At 66.7% G+C, this 24,667-nt stretch carries 22 protein-coding genes and 2 pseudogenes; 8 read left to right on the top strand and 16 right to left on the bottom strand.

Annotated features, from left to right (window positions below):
- Position 1 precedes the first annotated feature (1 nt).
- Together ACZZ93_RS00120 and trpD are read right to left on the bottom strand one after the other, a co-directional pair.
- Entirely contained in the window at positions 2-988 is a 987-nt protein-coding gene (locus ACZZ93_RS00120; protein ID WP_463510235.1) for a PHP domain-containing protein, read from the bottom strand.
- Positions 989-996: 8 nt separating this feature from the next.
- On the bottom strand, positions 997-2,061 hold the full coding sequence (gene trpD / locus ACZZ93_RS00115) for an anthranilate phosphoribosyltransferase (RefSeq protein WP_053096699.1): 1,065 nt from the start codon (positions 2,059-2,061) through the stop codon (positions 997-999).
- A gap of 189 nt (positions 2,062-2,250) precedes the next feature.
- On the opposite strand from trpD, the gene ctaE reads away from it, so the two are divergent.
- The 7 genes from ctaE (at position 2,251) to ACZZ93_RS00080 (ending at position 8,167) form a co-directional block, all read left to right on the top strand.
- Positions 2,251-2,907 carry an aa3-type cytochrome oxidase subunit III gene (gene ctaE / locus ACZZ93_RS00110; protein WP_053096700.1) on the top strand — a complete coding sequence of 219 codons (657 nt, stop codon included), beginning with the start codon at positions 2,251-2,253 and terminating at the stop codon, positions 2,905-2,907.
- 20 nt (positions 2,908-2,927) lie between these two features.
- Positions 2,928-3,731, top strand: coding sequence for a cytochrome bc1 complex diheme cytochrome c subunit (gene qcrC, locus ACZZ93_RS00105; protein WP_053096702.1), 804 nt, complete (start codon positions 2,928-2,930; stop codon positions 3,729-3,731).
- A gap of 36 nt (positions 3,732-3,767) precedes the next feature.
- Positions 3,768-4,844, top strand: a complete 1,077-nt coding sequence (gene qcrA, locus ACZZ93_RS00100; protein WP_042538395.1) for a cytochrome bc1 complex Rieske iron-sulfur subunit — start codon at positions 3,768-3,770, stop codon at positions 4,842-4,844.
- Positions 4,841-6,655, top strand: coding sequence for a cytochrome bc1 complex cytochrome b subunit (gene qcrB, locus ACZZ93_RS00095; protein ID WP_463510234.1), 1,815 nt, complete (start codon positions 4,841-4,843; stop codon positions 6,653-6,655). The genes qcrA and qcrB overlap by 4 nt, the downstream gene beginning before the upstream one ends.
- A gap of 93 nt (positions 6,656-6,748) precedes the next feature.
- Positions 6,749-7,162 (top strand): RidA family protein, encoded by a 414-nt coding sequence (locus tag ACZZ93_RS00090; RefSeq protein WP_463510233.1) that lies wholly within the window; start codon positions 6,749-6,751, stop codon positions 7,160-7,162.
- Positions 7,159-7,662 (top strand): GNAT family N-acetyltransferase, encoded by a 504-nt coding sequence (locus tag ACZZ93_RS00085; protein WP_463510232.1) that lies wholly within the window; start codon positions 7,159-7,161, stop codon positions 7,660-7,662. Before ACZZ93_RS00090 ends, ACZZ93_RS00085 begins: the two co-directional genes overlap by 4 nt.
- An 85-nt stretch (positions 7,663-7,747) precedes the next feature.
- Entirely contained in the window at positions 7,748-8,167 is a 420-nt protein-coding gene (locus tag ACZZ93_RS00080; RefSeq protein WP_463510231.1) for a rhodanese-like domain-containing protein, read from the top strand.
- A 58-nt stretch (positions 8,168-8,225) separates the two neighbouring features.
- On the opposite strand, the gene ACZZ93_RS00075 is transcribed toward ACZZ93_RS00080, so the two are convergent.
- From ACZZ93_RS00075 to ACZZ93_RS00055, 5 genes and pseudogenes are all read right to left on the bottom strand, one after another.
- Entirely contained in the window at positions 8,226-8,660 is a 435-nt protein-coding gene (locus ACZZ93_RS00075) for a cytochrome c oxidase subunit 4 (protein ID WP_053096714.1), read from the bottom strand.
- Positions 8,661-8,663: 3 nt separating this feature from the next.
- Positions 8,664-10,316: an aa3-type cytochrome oxidase subunit I gene (gene ctaD / locus ACZZ93_RS00070; protein WP_150115182.1), complete on the bottom strand. Its 1,653-nt coding sequence runs from the start codon at positions 10,314-10,316 to the stop codon at positions 8,664-8,666.
- An 83-nt stretch (positions 10,317-10,399) separates the two neighbouring features.
- Positions 10,400-11,299: an aa3-type cytochrome oxidase subunit II gene (gene ctaC, locus ACZZ93_RS00065; RefSeq protein WP_053096718.1), complete on the bottom strand. Its 900-nt coding sequence runs from the start codon at positions 11,297-11,299 to the stop codon at positions 10,400-10,402.
- Between the two features lie 96 nt (positions 11,300-11,395).
- On the bottom strand, positions 11,396-11,761 hold the full coding sequence (erpA, locus tag ACZZ93_RS00060) for an iron-sulfur cluster insertion protein ErpA (protein ID WP_053096720.1): 366 nt from the start codon (positions 11,759-11,761) through the stop codon (positions 11,396-11,398).
- A gap of 71 nt (positions 11,762-11,832) precedes the next feature.
- A pseudogene (locus tag ACZZ93_RS00055) lies at positions 11,833-13,253 on the bottom strand (M20/M25/M40 family metallo-hydrolase).
- A 46-nt stretch (positions 13,254-13,299) separates the two neighbouring features.
- On the opposite strand from ACZZ93_RS00055, the gene ACZZ93_RS00050 reads away from it, so the two are divergent.
- Entirely contained in the window at positions 13,300-13,887 is a 588-nt protein-coding gene (locus ACZZ93_RS00050) for a DUF3043 domain-containing protein (RefSeq protein ID WP_463510230.1), read from the top strand.
- A 75-nt stretch (positions 13,888-13,962) separates the two neighbouring features.
- Here ACZZ93_RS00050 and ACZZ93_RS00045 read toward each other — a convergent pair.
- The 9 genes and pseudogenes from ACZZ93_RS00045 to ACZZ93_RS00005 all read right to left on the bottom strand — a co-directional run.
- Positions 13,963-14,984, bottom strand: a pseudogene (locus ACZZ93_RS00045) (quinone-dependent dihydroorotate dehydrogenase).
- A gap of 10 nt (positions 14,985-14,994) precedes the next feature.
- Positions 14,995-15,465 (bottom strand): transcriptional regulator NrdR, encoded by a 471-nt coding sequence (nrdR, locus tag ACZZ93_RS00040; RefSeq protein ID WP_053096729.1) that lies wholly within the window; start codon positions 15,463-15,465, stop codon positions 14,995-14,997.
- Positions 15,466-15,475: 10 nt separating this feature from the next.
- Entirely contained in the window at positions 15,476-16,783 is a 1,308-nt protein-coding gene (gene hisD, locus ACZZ93_RS00035) for a histidinol dehydrogenase (RefSeq protein WP_463511711.1), read from the bottom strand.
- A complete protein-coding gene (locus ACZZ93_RS00030) occupies positions 16,783-18,213 on the bottom strand; it encodes a hypothetical protein (protein WP_400341160.1) in 1,431 nt (476 codons plus the stop codon). The genes hisD and ACZZ93_RS00030 overlap by 1 nt, the downstream gene beginning before the upstream one ends.
- A 113-nt stretch (positions 18,214-18,326) precedes the next feature.
- Positions 18,327-21,845, bottom strand: coding sequence for a DNA polymerase III subunit alpha (gene dnaE / locus ACZZ93_RS00025; protein ID WP_053096735.1), 3,519 nt, complete (start codon positions 21,843-21,845; stop codon positions 18,327-18,329).
- A gap of 10 nt (positions 21,846-21,855) precedes the next feature.
- A complete protein-coding gene (locus tag ACZZ93_RS00020) occupies positions 21,856-23,037 on the bottom strand; it encodes a hypothetical protein (protein WP_463510229.1) in 1,182 nt (393 codons plus the stop codon).
- A complete protein-coding gene (locus tag ACZZ93_RS00015; RefSeq protein WP_072591451.1) occupies positions 23,024-23,608 on the bottom strand; it encodes an RNA polymerase sigma factor in 585 nt (194 codons plus the stop codon). Before ACZZ93_RS00015 ends, ACZZ93_RS00020 begins: the two co-directional genes overlap by 14 nt.
- Before the next feature lie 31 nt (positions 23,609-23,639).
- A complete protein-coding gene (locus ACZZ93_RS00010) occupies positions 23,640-24,239 on the bottom strand; it encodes a GNAT family N-acetyltransferase (protein WP_463510228.1) in 600 nt (199 codons plus the stop codon).
- A gap of 42 nt (positions 24,240-24,281) precedes the next feature.
- The coding region (locus ACZZ93_RS00005; protein WP_463510227.1) for an RluA family pseudouridine synthase at positions 24,282-24,667 on the bottom strand (386 nt) is incomplete at its 5' end.

Here is a 24,667-nt window from a genome sequence, read left to right as displayed (position 1 = left end):
CTCAGCTCGCCCAGGCCAGCAGTCGGTCGAGACCCCAGGTCGTGATGATGCGGGAGGCAGGCACCCCCGCCTTCTCGGCACGCTCGGCACCGTGATCGAGGAGCGAGAGCTGACCCGGTGCGTGCGCATCCGAGTCGATCGAGAAGAGGCAGCCGGCCTCGAGGGCGATCGCGATCAGATCGTCGGGCGGGTCCTGACGCTCCGGCCGGGAGTTGATCTCGACCGCGACGCCGTTCTCGGCGCATGCGGAGAAGACGGCACGGGCATCGAACTGCGATTCCGGACGAGTGCCTCGGTCCCCCTGCACCAGCCGTCCGGTGCAATGCCCGAGCACGTTCACGCGCGGGTGGCTCACGGCGGCGATCATCCGTGCGGTCATGGGCCGGGCGTCCATCCGCAGCTTCGAATGGACGGATGCGACCACGATGTCGAGCTCCCCGAGGAGGGCGTCCTCCTGATCCAGCGCGCCGTCTTCGAGGATGTCGACCTCGATCCCCGCCAGCAGCGTGAACCCGTCACGCGATTCCGCCCTCACGAGCGGCATCTGCTCGCGCAGCCGCTCCGCGGAGAGTCCGCGGGCGACCCGCAGACGCGGGGAATGATCTGTGATCGCCTGATACTCGTGACCGAGAGCCCGCGCCGCTGACGCCATCACGCCGATAGGAGTGGTTCCGTCCGACCAGTCGGTGTGCGCGTGCAGGTCCCCTCGGAGCTTCGCTCTCAGGGCCGACACGCGCTCGGGCTCCACGTCGCCTCGGAGCTCCACGAGATAGTCGGGAACCTCTCCGCTCTGCGCCTGTCGGATGACTCCGAAGGTCGATTCGCCGATCCCTTTCGCCGCGCGCAGCCTCGTCGGATCCGAGCGCACGTCCTCCGGCAGCTGCTGCAGGGTCGCAGCTGCCTGACGGAAGGCCTTCGCCCGGTACCGCGACGCGCGTTCCCGCTCCAGCAGCGAGGCGATCTCGAGCAGGGCGGCGATCGGGTCCATCACATCTCCTATGCGGATGCCAGCTCGCGGCTGACGCCGATCCATTCGTCGAGCTTCGCTATGGCGCGACCGTCGTCGACCGCCGCGGCTGCCCGCTCGTAGCCCTCGCGGAGACGCTCGAGGATCGGTCGCTGTACCTGAGTCGCGTCCTGGGACAGCTCGAACGCGACGATCCCGGCCGCCGCGTTGAGGAGCACGATGTCTCGCACCGCGCCCGTCTCCCCCTCGAGCGTCCGGCGCAGCACCGCCGCGTTGTGGTCGGGCGTTCCGCCGATCAGATCCGCGAGGTCCGCGATCGGGATCCCGAGATCTCGAGGATCGAGATCGTGCTCGTGGATGTCACCGCGCGTGACCTCCCAGATGCGGCTGTGCCCCGTGGTCGTCAGCTCGTCGAGGCCGTCGTCTCCGCGGAACACCAGGGCCGTGGCGCCCCGCGTCCGGAACACTCCCGTGATGAGGGGGACGCGCTCGAGCTGCGCCACCCCGACGGCGTTCGCCTCGGCCCGAGCCGGGTTGCAGAGGGGGCCGAGCATGTTGAAGACGGTGGGGACGCCGAGTTCGGCACGGACGGCGCCCGCGTGCTTGAACCCGGGGTGGAAGGCGCCCGCCCAGGCGAACGTGATGCCCGTGCGGTCGAGGATCGACGACACCGCCGCGGGATCGAGGGTGAGCTCCAGCCCGAGCGCGCTCAGCACGTCGGATGAGCCGGAGGCGGAGCTGGCTGCGCGGTTGCCGTGCTTGACCACCGGGATGCCGGTCGCCCCGATGATGACCGCCGCGGTGGTCGACACGTTGACCGTGCCGACACGATCACCGCCGGTGCCGACGATGTCGAGGACGTCGGGCGACACGGGCAGCGGCACCGCCGCCTCGAGGATCGCATCACGGAATCCGACGATCTCATCGATCGTCTCTCCCTTGGCGCGGAGGGCGACGAGGAAACCGGCGAGCTGCGCCTGCGTGACGTCGCCCCGCATGATCTGACGCATCGCCCACGTCGATTCCCAGACGCTGAGGTCGCGACGCTCCAGAAGAGTGGTGAGCACGTCGGACCAGGTCAGGGAATCAGCCATGTGTGCGATCCTATCGGCGCAGGGAAAACGTGCAGACTCTTGCGGAACGGGCGCCGGACGTCGATCATCCCTCGTTTCCCGCGTATTCACCGAGGATTCGCAGCGTTTTCTTAGGGTCCCCTAAGTCGTTCGCGGGCGAAACGAGAGCCTCCGGTGCGAGAATCACGCCCGGAGATCGGCCATAATGGAATGGTGACGACCTCAGCGACGTATGCCCCGGCGGCAAGAACGATCAAGCGCCCCAACCCGGTAGCTGTCGGCACCATTGTGTGGCTCGGCAGCGAGGTGATGTTCTTCGCGGGACTCTTCGCGATCTACTTCACGCTCCGCAGCACCTCCCCAGAGCTCTGGGCCGACCGCACCGAACTGCTGAACGTCCCGTTCGCGTTCGTGAACACGGCGATCCTCGTGCTCTCCTCGTTCACGTGCCAGATGGGCGTGTTCGCGGCCGAGGACCTGCAGCCGTACCGCATCGCCAAGGGACAGAAGAACGGCGCCGGCCGCCGCCGCCTGTTCGGCTGGGGAATGGTCGAGTGGTTCTTCCTCACCTTCGCGCTCGGCGCGATCTTCGTCTCCGGGCAGGTCTGGGAGTACGCGCAGCTCGTCGCAGAAGGGATGCCGATCAGCGCTGACTCGTACGCATCCGCGTTCTACCTGACGACCGGCTTCCACGCCCTGCACGTCACCGGCGGTCTGATCGCCTTCCTCCTCGTCATCGGCCGTGCGTACGCCGTCAAGAATTTCCGGCACAAGGAGGCGACCTCCTCGATCGTGGTGTCCTACTACTGGCACTTCGTCGACGTCGTCTGGATCGTGCTGTTCGTCGTCATTTACTTCCTGAAATAAGAGCGGAGCTGATCCCCGAGATGGCACGAGAGAAGAAGCGCCGTTCGAATGGCCGTCGCAGTCCCCTGGCTGCGGCAGCCCTCATCGGAGCAGGCCTCATGATCACCGGCGCCGTGTACGCCGGAACGTCCGCAGCCTTCGCTGCGACCGACACCCAGACCACCGCGGCGAGCACGCTCACCGTCGAGGACGGCGAGAAGCTGTTCACGGCCAACTGCGCCACCTGCCACGGTCTCGATCTGCAGGGCACGGCGAACGGACCGAGCCTCTACGGCGTCGGCGAGCTCGCGGTCGAGTTCCAGATGTCGACCGGCCGCATGCCGCTGCAGATGCAGGGGCCCCAGGCGCCGCAGAAGGAGCCGCAGTTCACCGAGGAGCAGATCCTCGCGATCTCCTCATTCGTGCAGGAGTCGGCTCCCGGCCCCACCTTCCCCGAGGACCACATCCTCGACGGTGAAGGCGACGTCGCCAACGGAGCGGAGCTGTTCCGCGTCAACTGCGCGATGTGCCACAACGTGGCGGCCGCCGGAGGAGCACTCACCGAGGGCAAGTACGCCCCCGCACTGACCGAGACCAGCGCGCTGCACATGTACGCGGCCATGGTCACCGGTCCCCAGAACATGCCCGTCTTCGGCGACATGAACCTGTCGGACGAAGACAAGCGCGACATCATCTCGGCTCTGCTCTACCAGCAGCAGTCCGTGCAGATCGGCGGTTTCTCGCTCGGTTCGCTCGGTCCCGTCTCCGAGGGCCTGTTCGTCTGGATCTTCGGCATCGGCGCGCTCGTCGCCATCACCGTGTGGATCACGGCGAAGTCCAACTGACGCTTATTCATCGAAGAGGAACGTACGAGGAGCACCATGGCACACGACGACGACTCGCAGGCTCTTGACAGGGCCTACCAGCCCTCTCCGGGGCTGGGTGTCGCAGTCAGCGATCCCGTGCAGAACCCGGGGCTGCCGCCGCACCGCGCGCGGATGACCGACAAGGACCCGCGCGCTGAGAAGGCTGCAGAGCGCACGGTCTACACGCTGTTCTATCTCTCGCTGGCAGGAAGCATCTGGGCGGTCGCCGCCTACATGCTCTTCCCCATCGAGAGCGGCGCGCTCATCGACATCCGTCAGAACAACCTCTTCATCGGTCTGGGCATCGCACTCGCGCTGCTCTCGATCGGCATCGGCGCGATCCACTGGTCCAAGGCGCTGATGAGCGACAAGGAGCACATCGAGCACCGTCACCCCACCCGGGGCAAGGACTCGACGCGAGAGGCCGTCGTCGAGGCGTTCGCCACGGCCAACGAGGAGTCCGGTTTCGGACGACGCACGATGATCCGCAACTCGCTGTTCGCGGCGATCGTGGCCTCGATCATCCCCGGTGTCACGCTCTTCCGCGGTCTCGCTCCGCACAGCACACCCGACGACCCCACCGCGGGCGATCCGGTCACGCTGCTGAAGCACACCATGTGGGAGAAGGGCCAGCGTCTCGTGCGCGACCCCGACGGCACCCCGATCCGCGCAGCGGATGTGACCCTCGGATCCGCATTCCACGTGATCCCCGAGGATCTCGCAGAGCTCAGCCACCACGACGGCTACCTCGAGGAGAAGGCCAAGGCCATCGTGCTGATGATGCGCCTGCGCCCCGAGCAGCTCATCGAGGCCGAAGACCGCAAGGACTGGTCGTACGACGGCATCGTCGCGTACTCGAAGGTCTGCACGCACGTCGGATGCCCGGTGGCACTCTACGAGCAGCAGACGCACCACCTCCTCTGCCCCTGCCACCAGTCGCAGTTCGACGTCACGGATCACGCCAAGGTCATCTTCGGACCTGCCGCGCGTCCGCTGCCGCAGCTGCCCATCACCGTCGACGACGAGGGCTACCTCGTCGCACGCAGTGACTTCACCGAGCCCGTCGGCCCGAGCTTCTGGGAGCGCCATTGAGCACCGCAACGCTGTCCAAAGAGGACAAGGACAACAAGGCGCCTCTCGGCGGCCGATTCGTCGGCGCCGCGTCGAACTACATCGATGAGCGCACCAGCATCTCCGGCTTCGTCAAGGAGCTCGGCCGCAAGATCTTCCCCGACCACTGGTCGTTCATGCTCGGCGAGATCGCGCTGTGGAGCTTCGTGGTCGTGTTCCTGTCCGGAACCTTCCTGACGTTCTTCTTCCAGGCCTCCATGGTCGAGACGCACTACACGGGCGCCTATGCTCCGATGCGCGGCATCGAGATGTCGGCGGCACTCGAGTCGTCGCTGCACATCTCGTTCGACCTCCGCGGTGGTCTCCTGGTTCGCCAGATCCACCACTGGGCCGCACTCGTCTTCGTCGCGGGAATCGGCGTGCACATGCTGCGCGTGTTCTTCACCGGTGCGTTCCGCAAGCCCCGCGAGCTCAACTGGGTGATCGGCTTCGTGCTGTTCGTCCTGGCGATGGCCGAGGGCTTCACCGGATACTCGCTTCCCGACGACCTGCTCTCGGGCAACGGCCTCCGCATCATCGACGGCATGATCAAGGGCATCCCGCTGATCGGCACCTGGACCTCGTTCCTCCTCTTCGGCGGCGAGTTCCCGGGTACGGACATCGTCGGACGCCTGTACACGCTGCACATCCTGCTTCTGCCGTTGCTGGTGATCGGCCTCATCGCCGTGCACCTCATGCTGATGATCGTCAACAAGCACACGCAGTTCGCCGGCCCCGGCCGCACGAACGACAACGTCGTCGGCTACCCGATGATGCCGGTGTACATGTCGAAGATGGGCGGCTACCTGTTCATCGTCTTCGGCACGATCGTGCTGATCGCGACGTTCTTCCAGATCAACCCGATCTGGAACTACGGCCCGTACGACCCCTCCCCCGTCTCCGCCGGTACTCAGCCTGACTGGTACATCGGATTCGCGGACGGCGCCCTGCGCCTCGCTCCGTCCAACCTCGACGTGGTCTTCCTCGATCGCACCTGGTCGTTCGGGATCCTGCTGCCGCTGGTCGTCCTCGGGCTCTTCATCGTGCTCGTCGCGATCTACCCCTTCATCGAGGCGTGGATCACGGGAGACAAGCGCGAGCACCACATCGCTCAGCGTCCGCGCAACGCGGCGACCCGCACCGCGATCGGCGTCGCCGGCGTGATCTTCTACGCCGTCCTGTGGGCTGCAGCATCCTCCGACCTCATCGCGACGCACTTCATGCTGACCATGGAGGGCGTGATCCACGCGCTCCAGGCGCTGCTGTTCGTCGGACCGGTCCTCGGCTACTTCATCGCCAAGCGGATCGCCCTCGCGCTGCAGAAGAAGGACCGCGAGATCGTGCTGCACGGTTTCGAGTCCGGACGCATCGTCCGCCTTCCCGGCGGCGAGTTCATCGAGGTGCACCAGCCGGTCGACACGTACGACCGCTGGAAGCTCATCGATGTGGACAACTACGAGCCTCTGGTCGTGCGTCCGAACGCGAAGGGACGAATCTCGTGGACGGAGAACCTCCGTTCTTCCATCTCACGGTGGTTCTTCGAGGACCGGCTCGCGCCGCTCACGCAGGCGGAGATCGAAGCTGCGGACGCTCACCAGCACCACGTCACGGCTCAGAACGATGAGACCGAGGCGGCGGAGATCCAGGGCGCCCATGAGCGCGCCGGCGTCCCCGACGCTCCGATCACCGTCAGCGAGACGCACGTCGACGAGACGGCGAACACTCCCAGCACGGTCATCGCGACCGAGCCGGTGAGGAAGCCTCGCAAGAAGAAGTCCGAGGACGACGAGTAACATCGCCGCTCCCCGCAAGAAGGCCCTGTCCGTTTCGGACAGGGCCTTCTTCATGTCCGGGAGGCTCTCAAGTGAACGTGGAAGGATCGTGTCATGAGCTCCGCAGTCCAACTCATCCGATCCGCCGATCTCGCTGCCGCCCCCTATGCCTACGCCGCCACTGCTCCGGCGGGCTCCCGACTCATCTTCCTCGCGGGCGCCTGCCCGCTCGAGGACGACGGAACCACCACGGCCCCCGGCGACTACGCCGCGCAAGCGTCACGTTGCCTGGAGACCCTCGATCTCGCGCTGCGCGCCAGTGGCGCCACGATCGCCGACGTCATCAGCACGCGGGTCCTCGTGGCGTCGTCGTCTCAGGCTGATCTGGTCGCGGCATGGAACGTCGTTCACGAGGCCTTCGCGGAGCACGACGTACCGAGCACCCTCATGGGCGTCACCGTGCTGGGGTACGACGACCAGCTGGTGGAGATCGAAGCGGTCGCTGCGATCGCGGAGACGAACCGATGAGCGCTGCGATCAGGCCCGCCACGTCCGAGGATGCGGAGCTCCTGACCGCCATCGAGGCCCAGGCTGACGCTCTCCTGATCGACAGTCTGGGGGCGCCAGTATGGCCTCCCGCTGCGAACGGTGCCGAACGCCTCGCCGGGCCGGGATTCGTTCTCGTTCTGGAAGAGTCAGAGGGCTCCTCCCCTGTGGGTTTCGTCCATGTCCTGGACTCCGACGGTCATGCGCACCTCGAACAGCTGTCTGTCCTCCCCACCGTGGGACGACAGGGATTCGGACGCCGCCTTGTGAGCGCTGCACTCGATGAGGCGCGGGATCGCGGCTACACGCGCATGACCTTGCGGACCTATGCCGAGATCCCGTGGAACGCGCCCTTCTACTCGTCTTGCGGGTTCCTCGAGAGCATCCCCGAGACGCCGTTCCAGCGCGGCCTGGTGGAGACCGAGGCCTCCCTCGGCCTCGACCGATACGGACGCCGCGTCCAGATGACAGCGGAGCTCTGAGCCTGCACTCCACATTGGCGGATTCCAGTGCGCCGCCGTCCGGATGATGACGGCGGGACCTCGCGCCGTTGCCTAGGCTGAGCGCATGATCGATCGCGCTGACTACTACGCCGCCAAGCTCGCCTACGAGACCGATGCGAGCGATGTGTATGCCGCTCTCCGCTCCGAAGACGACATCGTCATCATCGATGTCCGCTCAGAGGAAGCGTGGGCGCAGGGACGCGTCGCTGGAGCGACACAGATGCACTACAGCGAGATCGCGAGCCGCGCTCCTGTCGAGATCCCCCTCGACGCCGCCGTCGTCGTCTACTGCTGGAGCCCGGGGTGCAACGCCGGCGCGAAGGGCGCTCTGGAGTTCGCGAAGCTCGGCTACGCCGTTCGCGAGATGATCGGCGGGTTCGAGTATTGGGTCAGGGAGGGCTATCCCGTGGAGGACGCCGACGGCGTCCACCGTCGGCCTGTCGACCCGCTGACGGGCATCGCCCGTGTCCGCAGCCGCGCGTAGCGACAGGACATGCAGAAAGCCCCTGGGATGGAGATCCCAGGGGCTTTCTGCATGCAGATCAGCGGGCGAAGTTCCCGCGGTAGTACTCGTAGACCCAGCCGACGATCGCGACGACGAAGATCGCCAGGCCGATCGGAAGCAGGAAGTGTCCGACGGCCAGTCCCACGACGAAGACGGCAGCGGAACCCGCGAGGACGATCGGCCACCAGGACCAGGGGCTGAACTCGCCGAGCTCGGGGTCTCCGTCGTCGATGTCGCTCGTGAGGATGTCCTCAGGCAATTCGCCGTTCTGTGCCTTGTGCGTGCGGTCGAGGTAGAACGCGATCATCGCGCCCATGAACGCGGCGAAGAACAGCGCCACGGTGCCGACCCATTCGATCCGCGCGGCGAAGTTGTCCGACGGCGTGGCGAGGATGTGCCAGCCGGTGTAGACGACGCCGACCAGGGCGAAGAAGGCGGTCAGGACCCACCAGAGGATGACATTGTCGCGCATGGCTCAGTGGCCCTCTCGCTCGCCGGGCGCAGCGGGCGTGAACTCCGCAGCCTCGGGATGGTTCAGGTCGAACGCGGGACGCTCACTGCGGATACGCGGGATCGAGGTGAAATTGTGACGCGGCGGCGGGCAGGACGTCGCCCACTCGAGCGAAGCGCCGTAGCCCCACGGGTCGTTCACCGTGACCTTCGGAGCCTTGCGAGCCGTGATCCACACGTTCAGGAAGAAGGGCAGCATCGAGGCACCGAGGATGATCGCGCCGATCGTCGAGACCTGGTTGCCCCACGTCCATCCGTCTTCCGGCGAGTAGTCGGCGTAGCGACGCACCATGCCGTCGACGCCCAGCCAGTGCTGGATGAGGAACGTCATGTGGAAGCCGATGAACAGCATCCAGAAGTGCACGTAGCCCAGGCGCTCGTTGAGCATGCGTCCGGTCCACTTCGGCCACCAGAAGTAGAACCCGGCGAACATGGCGAACACGACGGTGCCGAAGACGACGTAGTGGAAGTGCGCGACCACGAAGTACGAGTCGGACAGGTGGAAGTCAAGCGGCGGAGCCGCGAGGATGACACCGGTCAGGCCACCGAAGACGAACGACACCAGGAAGCCGAGTGCGAACACCATCGGGGTCTCGAAGGTCACCGATCCACGCCACAGCGTGCCGATCCAGTTGAAGATCTTCACTCCCGTCGGCACTGCGATGAGCATCGTCATGAGGGCGAAGAACGGCAGCAGCACAGAGCCGGTCACGTACATGTGGTGAGCCCACACGGCGACGGACAGTGCGGCGATCGCGATCGTCGCGTACACGAGCGTCTTGTATCCGAAGATCGGCTTGCGGCTGAAGACCGGGAAGATCTCGGAGACGATGCCGAAGAACGGCAGAGCGATGATGTAGACCTCAGGGTGACCGAAGAACCAGAACAGGTGCTGCCAGAGCAGGACACCGCCGTTGGCCGGGTCGTAGATGTGAGCGCCGAGCACGCGGTCCGCACCTGCGGCGAAGATCGCGGCGGCGAGCACCGGGAAGGCCATCAGGATGAGGAGGCTCGTGATGAGCGTGTTCCACGAGAAGATCGGCATGCGCCACATCGTCATACCCGGTGCGCGCATCGTGATCACCGTGGTGATGAAGTTCACGGCGCCGAGGATCGTTCCGAAGCCCGAGATGCCGAGACCCAGCATCCAGAGGTTTCCACCGGCACCCGGAGAGAAGGACGCACTGGCGAGCGGCTGATAGGCGAACCATCCGAACGAGGCCGCACCCTGCGGGGTGAGGAAGCCGGCGACGGCGATCGTCGAGCCGAAGAGGAACAGCCAGAACGCGAACGCGTTCAGACGCGGGAAGGCGACGTCCGGGGCGCCGAGCTGCAGCGGCAGGATCGCGTTGGCGAATCCGGCGAACAGCGGTGTCGCGAACATCAGCAGCATGATCGTGCCGTGCATCGTGAAGAGCTGGTTGTACTGCTCCTTGGTCGGGATGATCTGCATTCCCGGAGCGAAGAGCTCTGCACGGATGACGAGTGCCATCACGCCGCCGAGGAGGAAGAACAGCACCGAGGCGATGAGGTACATGTACCCGATCGTCTTGTGGTCGGTGGAGGTGATCCACTTGACGACGATGTTGCCCTTCTGCTCGACACGCGACGAGCTCATGAGAGCAGCCTGACGTGCGGGCAGGGTGGTGGGTCGAGAGCGAGGGCCTCGTCGGTGCGGGGGGCTTCAGTGGTCGACATGGCTTACTCCTCTCCTTCCTCGGAGGTCGGGGCGGTGGTCCCCGGGTAGTTCGACAGACGGTCGTACGCGTCCGTGATGTCTCCCGTGTTGCCTTCCTCCTCGAGAGTCTGGAGGTAGGCGTCGTACTCGTCCTGCTCGACGACCTTGACGTTGAAGAGCATCATCGAGTGGTACTCGCCGCAGAGCTCGGCGCACTTGCCGGCGTACTCGCCGACTCGGGTCGGGATGAAGGACCAGGAGTTGTCCTTCCCGATGTACATGTCCTTCTTGTACAGGAAGTCGATGATCCAGAACGAGTGGATGACATCGCGGGACTGCAGGTTGATCGTGACCTTCTGGTCGACCGGCAGCACCAGCGTCGGGAGCTGCGCCTGATCGATGGTGCCGTCCGCGTCCGGCTGGGCCTGGATTCCCATCGTCCAGACGGCGTCGGAGTTGTCCTCTTCTTCACCGTCGTACTGGAAGTCCCACGCCCACTGCTTGGCGATGGCCGTGATCTCGACGTCGGGTTCGTCCCACTTCGTCTCGATCGCCGACTGGTCACGCGCGGTGAAGAAGAACATGCCCAGCACGAGGATCAGCGGCACGACCGTGTAGAAGATCTCGATCGGCATGTTGTACCGCATCTGCACGGGCAGTCCGGTCTGACCCTTCCGGCGACGGTAGGCGATCGCGGCCCAGGCCATCAGGCCCCAGGTGATCACGCCGACGGCGAGGAGGACGATCCAGGAGTTGACCCAGAGCGACGAGACGCGCTCGGTCTGGTTGGTGGCCGCAGGCTCACCCTCCACGAAGCCCGGGAGGTAACCGTTCAGCTCAGTGGCAGTACATCCCGCCAGGGCCACGGCTGCCGCTACTCCCAGGGGGAGAGCGGCCCAACGAAGGCGGCGTTTCGAGGGCACGATGCACCTTTCAGATTGCGGACAGGGCACACCCAAGTCTAGGGCAACCTCACACCTGATTCATGCCAACCACGCAGGTTGGCGGAGGGGTTCGGATCAGTGGAAGCTGTCTCCGCAGGCGCAGCTGCCTGCGGCGTTGGGGTTGTCGATCGTGAAGCCCTGCTCCGAGATCGTGTCCTTGAAGTCGATGGAGGCGCCGTCGAGGTACGGGACGCTCATGTTGTCGATGATGACCTCGACGCCGTCGAAGTCGACGGTCTCGTCGCCCTCGAGGAATCGCTCGTCGAAGTACAGCTGGTAGATCAGGCCGGAGCATCCGCCGGGCTGAACGGCTACGCGCAGACGCAGGTCATCGCGGCCCTCCTGCTCGAGAAGGTTCTTGACCTTCGTGGCCGCGGCATCGGTCAGCTTCACGCCGTGCGCCTGGGTGGTCTCTGCCGAAGTCAGTGTGGTGTCGCTCATGTCGCTCCTTGTGACGGGCCGCGCTCGCACGGCTGGTATCTCGATTTTACCCTCAGGCTCGCGGATGCGGCTCAGATGATGATGTCGTTCATGCGCGAGAGCAGCAGAGCCTCGGTCGCGACCGCATGGCGGAACGTGTCGAGGTGCAGCGATTCATTCGGGCTGTGGGCACGCGAGTGCGGGTCCTCGACGCCGGTCACGAGAATCTGCGCGTCGGGGAACTCCCGCACCAGATCAGCGATGAACGGGATCGAACCGCCGACGCCGAGGTCGACCGGCGGCACACCGTACCCGTCGCGCATCGCATCGCGGGTGAGGGCGACCGCCCAGCCGCTGGTGTCGACGAGGAAGCCGTTTCCCAGGTCGACGTCGGTGAAGGTCAGCTCCGCACCGAACGGCGCGTTCGCGCGCAGATGCGCCTCGAGGGCGGCATACGCCTCCTCCCCGTCTGACCTGGCGCGACGCGCGCGCTCACGACCACCGTCACCTCGGGAAGGAGGGTGTTCGACGCCGCGGCGACGCTCGTCGCATCGATCCCGATGACCGTGACCGCCGGCTTGTTCCAGATCCGGCTGAGAATGCTGCCGCCGCCGACCGGAGACGTGCCAGGAAGAAGACCCGCTTCATCGCGGAGCGTGTCCTCGGTGTACTCCGGCGTCGGCGCGTCGCGCTCGGTCATCCCCTCGACGGCGACGGAGCCGTCCTCGTTCCAGAGCGTGGCGAGCATCCTCACCGTGGCCATCATGGCGTCCGGAACCGCTCCGCCGAACATGCCCGAGTGGGACGCGTGGTCGAGGGTGCGCACGCGCACGGTGAAGCGCGCATTGCCACGGAGCGAGACGGTGAGGCCGGGGGTGACCGAATCCCAGTTGCCAGAGTCGGCGACCACGATCGCATCCGCCCGGAGCGCTTCCTTGTTGTCCGCGAGGAACTGAGCGAAGGAGCGCGATCCGTACTCCTCCTCCCCCTCGATGAACATCGCGATCCCGAGCTCGAGATCGTCGCCCACGACCTCGGCCACAGCGCGGATCGCGGCGATGTGCGCCATGATGCCCGCTTTGTCATCGGCGGCTCCGCGCCCGTACAGGCGTCCGTCGCGCACCGTTGGCTCGAACGGCGGCGTCTCCCACAGCGCGTCGTCTCCCGGAGGCTGCACGTCGTGGTGCGCGTAGAGCAGGATCGTCGGCTTGCCGTTGCGCGCAGCACGCGTCGCGAGCACGGCAGGCTGCCCGTGCTCGTCGGTGCCCGGGATCGCGGCGCGCAGCACCCGCACGTCGTCGAAGACCCCCGTCGCCGTCGCGAGCGCGGCGACCGCCTCCGAGCTGCGTTCGAGTTGCGTCTGGTCGAACGCGGGCCAGGCCATGCCGGGGATGCGGACGAGTGCGCCCAGGTCGCTCAGCGCGGCCGGGAACCCTGTGGCTGCGGCCTCGAGGACGGCCGGCTCGCGTTCGCTGGACAGATTCTGGTCACCGGGCTGGGCAGGAGATGTCATGCGAGTAATCTTAAGGTGATCCGCCTTCACTGAACCGAGGAACCTCGTGGCCACTACCCCTGTCCCCCCTTCGACGAACGACGACGCCGCCGAGACGACCGCGTCGGGCAAGGGACGCGCGACGCCGACCCGGGCCGAGCAGGAAGCGGCCCGCCGCCGTCCTCTGGTCGCGAACACCAAGGAGGCCAAGGCCGCAGCGCGCGCCGAGCTCAGCGAGCGACGCAACCGCGCGCAGGCCGGTCTGGCGGCCGGCGAGGAGAAGTACCTCCCGGCTCGCGACAAGGGCCCGCAGCGCCGCTGGGTCCGCGACTACGTGGACGCCGGATGGCACCCCGCCGAGTTCGTGATGGGCGTCATGGTGCTCGTCATCCTCATCTCGCTCCTTCCGGCCAACCTCGCCATCGGCGGCTTCGCGATCGCCGGCTGGGCGTACCTGGTCATGATGGCGTACCTGATCCTCGCGATCGGCGGCATGGTCCTGCTGGGGATGCGCGTCAAGCGCAAGGTCGCCGCGAAGTTCGGCAAGGACCGCATGGAGCGCGGTCTCGGCTGGTACGCCGCGATGCGGTCGCTGCAGATGCGGTTCATGCGTCTGCCGAAGCCGCAGGTCAAGCGCGGCGACCGCCCCGCCTGATCCCCTGAATCATCGAGAGAGGCGCCTCGTGCTCTATGAGCACGAGGCGCCTCTCTCGTTCGTACGCGCAGCTTCTCAGCGTGCGACCAGGCCCCGGTTGATCTCGCGTCCCCAGAACGGACCGCGGTACAGGAACGCCGTGTAGCCCTGCACGAGCGTCGCGCCCGCTTCGAGTCGCTCCTGCACGTCCGCGGGCGTCTCCACTCCCCGACGGCGATGACGCAGAACTCGGCGGGCACGGTCGAGCGAACCAGACGCAGCACCTGAAGCGAGCGCTCCTTGAGGGGCGCGCCGGAGAGGCCGCCCGCTCCGATGCCCGCGACCGTCGCCGCGTCCGTCGTGAGTCCATCCCTGCTGATCGTGGTGTTGTGCGCGATGATGCCGGCGAGGCCCTCGTCGACGGCGAGCTTCGCGATCGCGGCGATCTCGTCGTCAGCCAGATCGGGGGCGATCTTGACGAGCAGCGGAGTCTTTCCGGATGCCGCGCGCACCGCCCGGAGCAGCGGAGCCAGCGTCTCCACCGCCTGCAGTCCCCGAAGACCCGGGGTGTTCGGGGACGAGACGTTGACGGCCAGGTAGTCGGCCAGCGGGGCCAGCCGCGTCGCCGAAGCGACGTAGTCGGCAGTGGCGTCCTCGACGTCGACGACCCGGCTCTTGCCGATGTTGACTCCGATGACCGTGTCAGGGGCGCCGCGACGCAACCGCGCGAGGCGCCGGGCCGCGGCATCCGCGCCCTCGTTGTTGAATCCCATGCGGTTGATGACCGCACGATCGGCGATCAGCCGGAACAGTCGGGGCTTCGGGTTGCCCTCCTGCGGGATCGCGGTGACGGTGCCGACCTCGACGTGCCCGAAGCCGAGCGCTGCAAGACCGCGGACACCGATCGCGTTCTTGTCGAACCCGGCGGCGATGCCGAAGGGCGAGGAGAAGCTCAGTCCGAGTGCGTCCACACGCAGCGACGGATCCGGCTTCGTCAGTGCCCGCGTCGCCCAGGAGAGCGGCGGCACTCCGAGCACGCGGATCACCGCCATACCGGCGTGATGGGCGAACTCGGGGTCGAAGCGCGACAGGACAGCGCGAAAGAGCAGCGGATACATCCCTGCCAGATTACCGGTCGGCAGGCTCCGGCTTGACGTGGTCGGCACGCAGATCCGTGATGGCGCTCTCGAAATCCTCGAGCGAGTCGAAAGCCTGATACACGCTCGCGAACCGCAGGTATGCGACCTCATCGAGGTCGCGGAGGGGTCCGAGGATGGCCAAGCCGATCTCGTTCGTATCGAGCTGCGAGACACCTGTCTGCCGCACGGCTTCCTCGACACGCTGAGCGAGGACCGCCAGATCGGCCTCGGTCACGGGGCGCCCCTGACACGCCTTACGCACGCCGGAGATCACCTTCTCGCGACTGAACGGCTCCATGACGCCCGAACGCTTGATGACGTTGAGGCTGGCCGTCTCGGTGGTCGTGAAACGCCCGCCGCACTCAGGGCACTGACGACGGCGCCTGATCGAGAGACCGTCGTCGCTGGTGCGGGAATCGATGACGCGAGAGTCCGAGTGACGGCAGAAGGGGCAGTGCATCTGACCGATCCTACGCGGTGAAACGCGCCTCGATCGCCTCGCCGTGCGCGGGGAGCACTTCGGTCTCGGCGAGGGCGACGACCCCCTCACGGACCTCGGCCAGGGCGGCCCGATCGTAGGAGATCACCTGCTGCGGACGAAGGAACGTGTAGGCGCCGAGTCCCGGCGCATAGCGCGCCTGTCCCCCGGTCGGCAGAACGTGGTTGCTGCCCGCCATGTAGTCGCCCAGACTCACCGGCGTGTGGTCGCCGACGAACACCGCACCTGCGCTCGTGAAGCTGTCGGCGGAGTCCTCGGCATCCTCGAGGTGAAGTTCGAGGTGCTCGGGAGCGTACGCATTGCTGAACGCCGTGGCCATGGCACGGTCGTCGACGAGCACGATCGCGGACTGCGGTCCGTCGAGAGCTGCGGCCACCCGGGTCGCGTGACGGGTCGCGCCGGCCTGCCGCGCCACCTCTTCGGCGACACGATCGGCGAGCTGAGGAGAGTCGGTGACGAGGACGGCCGAAGCCTGCTCGTCGTGCTCGGCCTGACTGACGAGGTCGGCGGCGATGAGACGCGGGTCGGCGGCGGCATCTGCGACGACGAGGATCTCGGTGGCCCCCGCCTCGGAGTCCGTGCCGACGACCCCGGCCACCGCCCGCTTGGCGGAGGCGACGTAGTTGTTGCCGGGCCCTGACAGCACGTCGACCGGGTCGAGTCCGATGCCGGCGACGCCGTGCGCGAAGGAACCGATGGCGCCGGCGCCGCCGATGGCGTACACCTCCGTGATGCCGAGGAGGCCTGCCGCGGCGAGGATCGTGGGGTGGACGCGACCTCCCTGATCCGCCTGGGGCGGTGAAGCGAGCGCGATCTGCTCGACGCCCGCGACCTGGGCGGGGACGACGTTCATGATGACGCTGGAGGGATACACCGCCTTGCCGCCGGGGATGTACACGCCCGCGCGGTGCACAGGCTGCCAGCGTTGGGTGATCGTCGCGCCGGCGCCGATCCGGGTGATCCGACGTTCGGGAACCTGGGCTTCGGAGGCGATGCGCACCCGGCGAATCGCCTCGTCGAGGGCATCGCGGACAGCAGGCGCGAGGGTCTCGAGAGCATCGGCGATGTGCTGCGCGGGCACGCGGATCTCATGACCCGTGACACGATCGAAGCGTTCAGCCTGCCCGCGCAGCGCCTCTTCGCCGCGCTCGCGCACGTCCTCGACGATGCGCGTGGCGGTGTCGAGAGCCTCGGCCCGTGCCTGGGTGGCTCGCGGCACGGCCGCGAGCATGTCAGCCGGCGAGAGCGTGCGCCCTCGCAGATCGATCGTGCGCAAGATCAGCCCTTCGTGATGTCTGAGATGTCGTGCAGGTAGCCGATGCGACCGTCGTCGTGTCGGATGACATAGGCGCCACCGCGGTCCTCGATGACGAGCGCCCACGCATTCGGTCCGATTCGGAAGATGACCTCGCCGCGTTCGTCATGCACGTCCCGCTCGGTCGGCGCGAGGATCCAGAAGGGCTGCGGGGTCGAGTAGGCGTCCTGAGGGCTCGTCGCGGCGAAGTCCGAGTCGTGTTCGACGGCGGGGAACGCGGTCGTCTCGGGCGACGAGACATCGCGCGCGGTCGCACCGAGAAGCGACTCGATGCTTCCGGTGTCGGACACGATCTCGGGTTCCTGGCCGCGCGACCGGCGCGAGTACGCCGGGGTGTACTCCTCATCGGAGGTCGTCTCCTCGGTCCCGGTCCCCCCGCCCGACGCGTGGGAGGACAGTGGCACCTGCTCGGCGATATCGAGACGGGCGACCTCATCGGTCGCCTGCTCACGGGACAGTTCGACGTCGATCCCCTCCGCCGAGGGTGTCGTGTAGGCGGTCGGGGCAGCGTCCGTCGCGTAGGCCGTCGGTGCGGCGTCCGTCCCGTAGGCCGTCGGCGCGGCGTCCGTCCCGTAGGCGTCCGTCACGTAGGCCGTCGGTGCAGCGTCCGTCGCGTAGGCCGTCGGCGCGGCATCCGTCGCGGCGGTGTGGGCCTCAGGAGCGACATCGCTCGACGAGGCGGGCGATGCGTACGACGCAGGTCGCAGGTCCGTGTCGGCCGAAGTATCGGCCTCGACGGCGACGGGAGCGTCGGCGCCCGGGGCGGCAGGCTCGGGGCGGGGACGCGCGATGACCGGTCGGACCGGATTGGCGTTGCGGTGCGCGAGCGTGACGAGTCGGCCCTGGAAGTCTTCCTTGAGGCCGGGCACCAGCGGAGCGAAGACCGTGAGGACGACGAGCGCGAGCGCTGCGAGCAGCTGAACGACGCCGTTCCAGGGCAGCCCGAAGACACCGAACTCGATCGCGAACGCGACGGCGTTCCAGAGTGCGCCGAGCCAGAAGACCGCTGAGACGGAGAACGCCACGGAAGCGAACTGGTCGATCCCCAGCGAGCCGACCCGGCGGATGCCGTCGGGTGAGAAACGGCGGAGGACCAGCAGGAACACGGCGACCGTCGGCACGCCGATCGGGAGGACCCACTGGATTCCGGCACCCCAGATGGACGAGTCCCCGACGTACGGGAAGAACGACGCGATGAAGGCGATCAGCCACACGCCGACGATGAGCAGCTCCCGCAGGGTGAATCCGAGGATGCCGTACTCCGGCGTCACCTCATCGTCATAGAGGACGCCGTCGTCATCGGAGAAGTCCTCGTCGAGAGGTGACTCGTCTGACGCCGACGACCGGTCTGCAGCTGAGTCGTCACTGTTCAGGAAGGGTGATTCCGTGCTCATGGGGAGGGTCCTTTCGCCACGGTGCAGAGCCTTAGTCGTCGTGCACCCGAACGCGTCCCGATACTACCCGGTGCGTCCGTGAGGACCCATCGAGCGGCAGCGTCCGCTGGTGCTCAGCCCAGGCAGGTCGGCCCGAGCAGCGATTTGAGATCTCCGAACAGATCGGCCGAGACCTTGACCGGCATCGGCACGTCGAAGACCTTCGCCGTGCCGCCGCGGTGCACCCGCAGCACGACCTCGGTGTCCCCGTTGTGACGGCGCAGCACGTCGGCGAGCTCGTGCATCACCCGCTCCGTCGCCCTCTGCTCGGCGAGCACGAGCGAGAGCGGACCCGCGGCGTCGAAGGAACCGACATCCGGCGCGAACGCCGACTGCGCATGCAGGTTGAGTCCGTCATCACGCTTCGACACCCGGCCGCGCACGGCGAGGATCGAGTCCTGCTGCAGGATGTGCTGGAACTCGGTGTACGTCTTGCCCATGAACATGACCGTCACCTCGCCGTTGAAGTCCTCGACGGTGATCATTCCGTACGGATTGCCACTGGCCTTCGCGACGCGATGCTGCACGCTCGTGACGAGACCGGCGACGGTGACCTGCTCACCGTCCTGCATGTCCTCCGAGTTGATGAGGTTGTGGATCGAGATCGACGCGTGCTTCGCCAGAGGCACCTCGAGCCCGGCCAGGGGGTGGTCCGACACGTAGAGCCCGAGCATCTCGCGCTCGAAAGCGAGCTTGTCCTTCTTGATCCATTCGGGGCGGGCGGGCACCTTGGCAGGCGGCGCCTCTTCCATTCCGTCATACAGACTGTCGAAGTCGAAGCCGATCGCACCCTGTGCTTCGTTCCGCTTGCGATCCACAGCCGCCTCGACGGCATCCTCGTGGACTTCGAGCAGCGCACGGCGCGAGTCGCCCATCGAGTCGAACGCGCCGGCCTTGATCAGAGACTCGACCGTGCGCTTGTTCGAGACGTGCAGCGGGACCTTCTCGAGGAAGTGATGGAACGAGGAGAATCGCTCATCCTTGCGGGCCGCGATGATGCCCTCGACCACGTTGCTGCCGACGTTGCGGACGGCACCGAGCCCGAATCGGATGTCGTCGCCGACAGCGGCGAAGTACTTGATCGACTCTGAGACATCGGGCGGGAGCACCTTGATGCCCATTCGACGGCACTCGTTGAGATAGAGCGCCATCTTGTCTTTCGAGTCGCCGACGCTGGTGAGCAGCGCGGCCATGTACTCGGCGGGATAGTGCGCCTTGAGGTAGGCGGTCCAGTACGAGACGACCCCGTATGCCGCCGAGTGCGCTTTGTTGAAGGCGTAGTCCGAGAACGGGAGGAGGATCTCCCAGATCGCGTTGACGGCACCGTCGGAGTACCCGTTCGCGTGCATGCCGGCTTGGAAGCCCTCGAACTGCTTGTCGAGCTCGGACTTCTTCTTCTTGCCCATCGCTCGGCGCAGGATGTCGGCCTGGCCGAGCGAGAACCCGGCCACGCGCTGGGCGATGGCCATCACCTGCTCCTGGTAGATGATCAGGCCGTAGGACTCGTCGAGGATGTCGGCGAGCGATTCGGTGAACTCCGGGTGGATCGGTGTGATCGGCTGCTGGCCGTTCTTGCGCAGCGCATAGTTCGTGTGCGAGTTCGCACCCATCGGACCCGGGCGGTACAGCGCGATGAGCGCGGAGATGTCGCCGAAGTTGTCCGGACGCATCAGGCGCATCAGCGATCGCATCGGCCCGCCGTCGAGCTGGAAGACGCCGAGCGATTCGCCGCGACCGAGCAGCTCGTAGGCGCCGCGGTCATCCAGGGCGAGGTGTTCGAGGTCGAGCTCCTCCCCGCGGTTGGTGCGGATGTTGTCGAGAGCGTCCGAGATGATCGTGAGGTTGCGGAGCCCCAGGAAGTCCATCTTGATCAGCCCGAGCGACTCGCAGGACGGGTAGTCGAACTGGGTGACGATCTGGCCGTCCTGCTCGCGGCGCATGATCGGGATGATGTCGAGCAGGGGCTCGGACGACATGATCACACCGGCGGCGTGCACGCCCCACTGGCGCTTCAGACCTTCGAGACCGAGGGCGCGGTCGAAGACCGTCTTCGCCTCGGGATCGGTCTCGATGAGCGCACGGAACTCGCTCGCCTCCTTGTAGCGGGGGTGCGCCGAGTCGAACATGCCGTCGAGAGGCATGTCCTTGCCCATGACGGGCGGCGGCATCGCCTTCGTCAGCCGCTCGCCCATGCTGAACGGGAAGCCCAGCACACGCCCCGCATCCTTCAGAGCCTGCTTCGACTTGATCGTGCCGTAGGTGACGATCTGAGCGACGCGCTCGGAGCCGTACTTCCTCGTCACGTAGTCGATGACCTCGCCGCGGCGACGGTCATCGAAGTCGACGTCGAAGTCGGGCATCGAGACGCGGTCGGGGTTGAGGAAGCGCTCGAAGATGAGACCGTGCTCGAGCGGGTCGAGGTCGGTGATCTTCATGGCATAGGCGACCATCGACCCGGCGCCCGAGCCACGGCCCGGACCGACGCGGATTCCGTTGTCCTTCGCCCAGTTGATGAAGTCGGCGACGACGAGGAAGTAGCCGGGGAACCCCATCTGCAGGATGATGCCGGTCTCGTACTCGGCCTGCTTGCGCACCTTGTCGGGGATGCCGCTCGGGTATCGGTAGTGGAGGCCCGCTTCGACCTCCTTGATGAGCCAGCTGTCCTCCGTCTCGCCGTCCGGCACGGGGAAGCGCGGCATGTAGTTGGCCGCGGTGTTGAATTCGACTTCGCACCGCTCGGCGATGAGCAGCGTGTTGTCGCAGGCCTCGGGGTGGTCGCGGAACAGCTGACGCATCTCTGCGGCGGTCTTGATGTAGTACCCGTCGCCGTCGAACTTGAACCGGTTGGGATCGTCGAGCGTCGAACCGGACTGCACGCACAGCAGCGCCTCATGGGCATCGGCCTCATGCTGGTGCGTGTAGTGCGAGTCGTTGGTGCCGACGAGCGGGATGTTCAGATCCTTCGCGAGCCGGATCAGATCGGTCATGACCCTGCGCTCGATGGAGAGACCGTGATCCATGATCTCGGCGAAGTAGTTCTCCTTGCCGAACAGGTCCTGGAACTCGGCGGCCGCCGCACGTGCGGCGTCGTACTGGCCGAGGCGCAGTCGCGTCTGGATCTCACCCGAGGGGCATCCTGTGGTGGCGATCAGGCCCTTGCCGTATGTCTGCAGGAGCTCCCGGTCCATGCGGGGCTTGAAGTAGTAGCCCTCCATGCTCGACAGCGAGCTGAGACGGAAGAGGTTGTGCATCCCCTGCGTGCTCTCGCTCCACATCGTCATGTGGGTGTAGGCACCGGAGCCGGAGACATCGTCGCTCTTCTGATCCGGGGAGCCCCATTGCACACGCGTCTTGTCGCTGCGATGCGTGCCGGGAGTCACATAGGCCTCGAGACCGATGATCGGCTTGACGCCCGCGGCGTTCGCCGCCTTGTAGAACTCGAACGCCGCGAAGGTGTTGCCGTGATCGGTCACGGCGATGGCCGGCATGTCGTAATCTGCCGCCGCCTGCGTCATCGCCGCGATCTTCGCCGCCCCGTCGAGCATCGAGTACTCGCTGTGCACGTGCAGGTGGACGAAGGAGTCGGATGCCATGCCTTCGAGTCTACTTTCGGCATCCGACATCGAGCGTCGCCGCACCTGCCGCTCCGGGGTCCTGCGTCGCTTCAGGGAGCGAGTCCACGACGCTCACGGTGAAGACATGCCTCTCGTCTGCCAGGGAGGCGGGGATCAGCGAAGAGGCGACGTCGAGCACCGCGGTCGTCTCCGTGACGAGCCCCGTGGTCGTGTCGATCGTGATCGAGCGCCGCTGAACCGCTGGCTGACCCGACAGAGCCTCTGTCGACGCCGAGAACCGCAGCGTCGCCGAGGTCGCATCGGCGGACACGATCTCAGACCCGGGAAGCATGCTGAGGGCGTCGTACATCGTCGCCCGCTCAGCCCCCGACCCCATGTTGTACGACAGAAGCTCGATGAGGACCCACCCGACCTTGTAGTCCTGATCGCCCGCGACGATCCCCTGATTCTCTCGGATCCACGCGATGAGCGCCGCCGGGTCCGTGGGCATCGCCGAGAAGAACGCCACGAGCCCGTACCCGTCCGGGGTGGCCCAGGGTGCTGACGGCCCGTTCGAGAAGTACGGATCGCCGCCCGAGGCCATCGCCTCCTTGTGCGCCTGGGCGAGCGCCGCGGCGTCCGGCCCGAAGGTGTCGCTCACCGTCCAGGGCTGATCGGTGGCGAAGAACCACTGCTGCGTCGGGTCGGCCGGCGCATAGGAGTTCCAGGAGGAGCTTCCGCGCCAGGCGTTCTGAGCGTTCGACCGATCCGCCTGATACTGCCCGCCGTTCGGATCGGGCTGGTGATAGACGATCTGCTCCGACTGCGTGTGCACGCGCAGGTACTGTCCCGGTGCCAGCGTCAGGCCGGTGAAGGACCGAGCCGCAGTCGCGGCGGCACCGAAGGCCCCCGCAGCCGTCATCGGCTCCTGTGTCGGCGCGGGCGTCGGCGACGGCTTCAGCGTCTGTCCTGGCTCCCGCGTCGGAACGGCCTCGATCACGGGCTTCGGCTGTTCGGTGAGTCCCGTGATCACCAGCACGCCCGCCGTGGCCGCCAGTGCGGCGCCCACGAGCACGCCGGCCACGAGCCGCTTCGGTGCGGCAGGGCGAGCGGACACCGAGGTCTTCCCCGCGGCGATCTCGCTCATCAGTCGAGCGCGGGCCGAGTCGAGATGCGAGTCCACACCATCGACATCCGGCTTGGTCTTCTGAACCTTCTCAAACACGTCCACGGACTTCTCCTTCCTGCTGCATCTCGAACGAACGGGCCTTTCGCGCCGGATCGAGTCGCGTGCGAACGCGATTCAACCGGGAGCGCACGGTGCCCACAGGCACACCGAGAGTCTCCGCGATGTCTTCGTAGCTCAGCCCCTGCCAGGCGTAGAGCAGAAGCGTCTCCCGATCCTTCGGGGACAACGCCGCGATCTTCTGCCGCAGGGCACGCACTTCGCGCTCGGCGTCCACGCGCCGCATCGCGTCATCGAGTCCACCGAGCGACGTATGGTCCTCCCCGACGACCGCGGCGAACGAGCGCCAATGCCGTGCCTCGACGGCTCTGTGCCGACGGATGAGCCGCGAGGCGATTCCGAGCAGCCAGGGAGAGGCTGAGTGCTTGCTCAGGTCGAAGTCCCCTCGACGGCGGAAGGCGACGAGAAAGGTCTCGCTGAGCACGTCCTCGGCGGCATGGGCACCCACCCGATATGTCGCGAACGCGTTCACCGCACGTGCATGTCGGTCGAACAGCTCGGCGAACGCCTCAGGCCGACTCAGCGACCGCCGGATGATCTCACTGTCTGTGCTCACACTATGTATTGCCTCTGACGTGCAGTCGGGTTCACGCTTTCTTCGCTCTCTTCCGCGGATCTCGCAGATCGAGTCGCATGAGCACCCGCGGGAAGCCGTCGAGCGTCGAGCCGGTATCGGCCGCCTTCGCGAATCCGGCACTCTCGAAGAGCCCTATCGTGCCGACGTAGGCCATCGTGAGATTCACCGTCTCGCCACGGTTGTCGACCGGATACCCCTCGATCGCGGGCGCGCCGCTCTTCTTCGCATGAGCCACCGCTCCGTCGATCAGAGCGTGCGAGATGCCCTGTTTCCGATGGCCTGGACGGACGCGGATGCACCAGAGCGACCACACATCGAGATCGTCGACATGCGGGATCAGTCTGTTGCGCGCGAAGCTCGTCTCCCTGCGCGGATGCACCGCCGCCCAGCCCACGGGTTCGTCGTCGAGGTACGCGATCACGCCTGGAGGCGGATCCTGGTGGCAGAGCTCACGCACGCGCTCCGCTCGCTTATCGCCTCGCAGCGCCCTGTTCTCGGCGCTGCCGATGCGGTAGCTCAGGCAGAAGCACACGTTCGACGTCGGCTTCTTGGGGCCGACGAGAGCGGCCACGTCGTCGAAGTCGGTAGCAGGTCGCACCTCGATGCTCATGGGCTCAGTCTGACCCACATCGCCGACATCGACGGCGTCGATTCACTCGCCGCGCAGGATCTCCAGGGCACGTTCGAAATCCGCGGGGTACCCCGACTCGAACTGCACCCACTCCCCCGTCGCCGGGTGGGTGAAGGCGAGCTTGTGCGCGTGCAGCCACTGTCGGGTGAGTCCGAGCCGTGCCGACAGCGTCGGATCTGCTCCGTAGAGCGGGTCGCCCGCGCACGGGTGCCGCAGGGCCGCCATGTGCACGCGGATCTGGTGCGTGCGTCCGGTCTCGAGATGGATCTCGAGCAGCGAGGCTCCCGGGAAGGCCTCGAGGGTCTCATAGTGCGTCACCGACGGTTTGCCGTCGGGAACGACGGCGAACTTCCAGGAGTGATTCGGATGCCGGCCGATCGGAGCATCGATCGTCCCCGTCAGCGGGT

The organism is Microbacterium sp. AC026, from assembly GCF_979258475.1.
This window is presented reverse-complemented; position numbering and strand designations above follow the sequence as displayed.

Coding starts and splice junctions, on each gene's coding strand:
- ACZZ93_RS00120 (WP_463510235.1), bottom strand. CDS start 988: ATGGACCCGATCGCCGCCCTGCTCGAGATCGCCTCGCTGCTGGAGCGG.
- ACZZ93_RS00030 (WP_400341160.1), bottom strand. CDS start 18,213: ATGAGCACGGAATCACCCTTCCTGAACAGTGACGACTCAGCTGCAGAC.
- ctaE (WP_053096700.1), top strand. CDS start 2,251: ATGGTGACGACCTCAGCGACGTATGCCCCGGCGGCAAGAACGATCAAG.
- erpA (WP_053096720.1), bottom strand. CDS start 11,761: ATGAGCGACACCACACTGACTTCGGCAGAGACCACCCAGGCGCACGGC.
- ACZZ93_RS00010 (WP_463510228.1), bottom strand. CDS start 24,239: ATGAGCATCGAGGTGCGACCTGCTACCGACTTCGACGACGTGGCCGCT.
- ctaD (WP_150115182.1), bottom strand. CDS start 10,316: ATGAGCTCGTCGCGTGTCGAGCAGAAGGGCAACATCGTCGTCAAGTGG.
- ACZZ93_RS00080 (WP_463510231.1), top strand. CDS start 7,748: ATGATCGATCGCGCTGACTACTACGCCGCCAAGCTCGCCTACGAGACC.
- trpD (WP_053096699.1), bottom strand. CDS start 2,061: ATGGCTGATTCCCTGACCTGGTCCGACGTGCTCACCACTCTTCTGGAG.
- qcrC (WP_053096702.1), top strand. CDS start 2,928: ATGGCACGAGAGAAGAAGCGCCGTTCGAATGGCCGTCGCAGTCCCCTG.
- nrdR (WP_053096729.1), bottom strand. CDS start 15,465: ATGCACTGCCCCTTCTGCCGTCACTCGGACTCTCGCGTCATCGATTCC.
- dnaE (WP_053096735.1), bottom strand. CDS start 21,845: ATGGCATCCGACTCCTTCGTCCACCTGCACGTGCACAGCGAGTACTCG.
- ACZZ93_RS00075 (WP_053096714.1), bottom strand. CDS start 8,660: ATGCGCGACAATGTCATCCTCTGGTGGGTCCTGACCGCCTTCTTCGCC.
- qcrA (WP_042538395.1), top strand. CDS start 3,768: ATGGCACACGACGACGACTCGCAGGCTCTTGACAGGGCCTACCAGCCC.
- ACZZ93_RS00085 (WP_463510232.1), top strand. CDS start 7,159: ATGAGCGCTGCGATCAGGCCCGCCACGTCCGAGGATGCGGAGCTCCTG.
- ACZZ93_RS00090 (WP_463510233.1), top strand. CDS start 6,749: ATGAGCTCCGCAGTCCAACTCATCCGATCCGCCGATCTCGCTGCCGCC.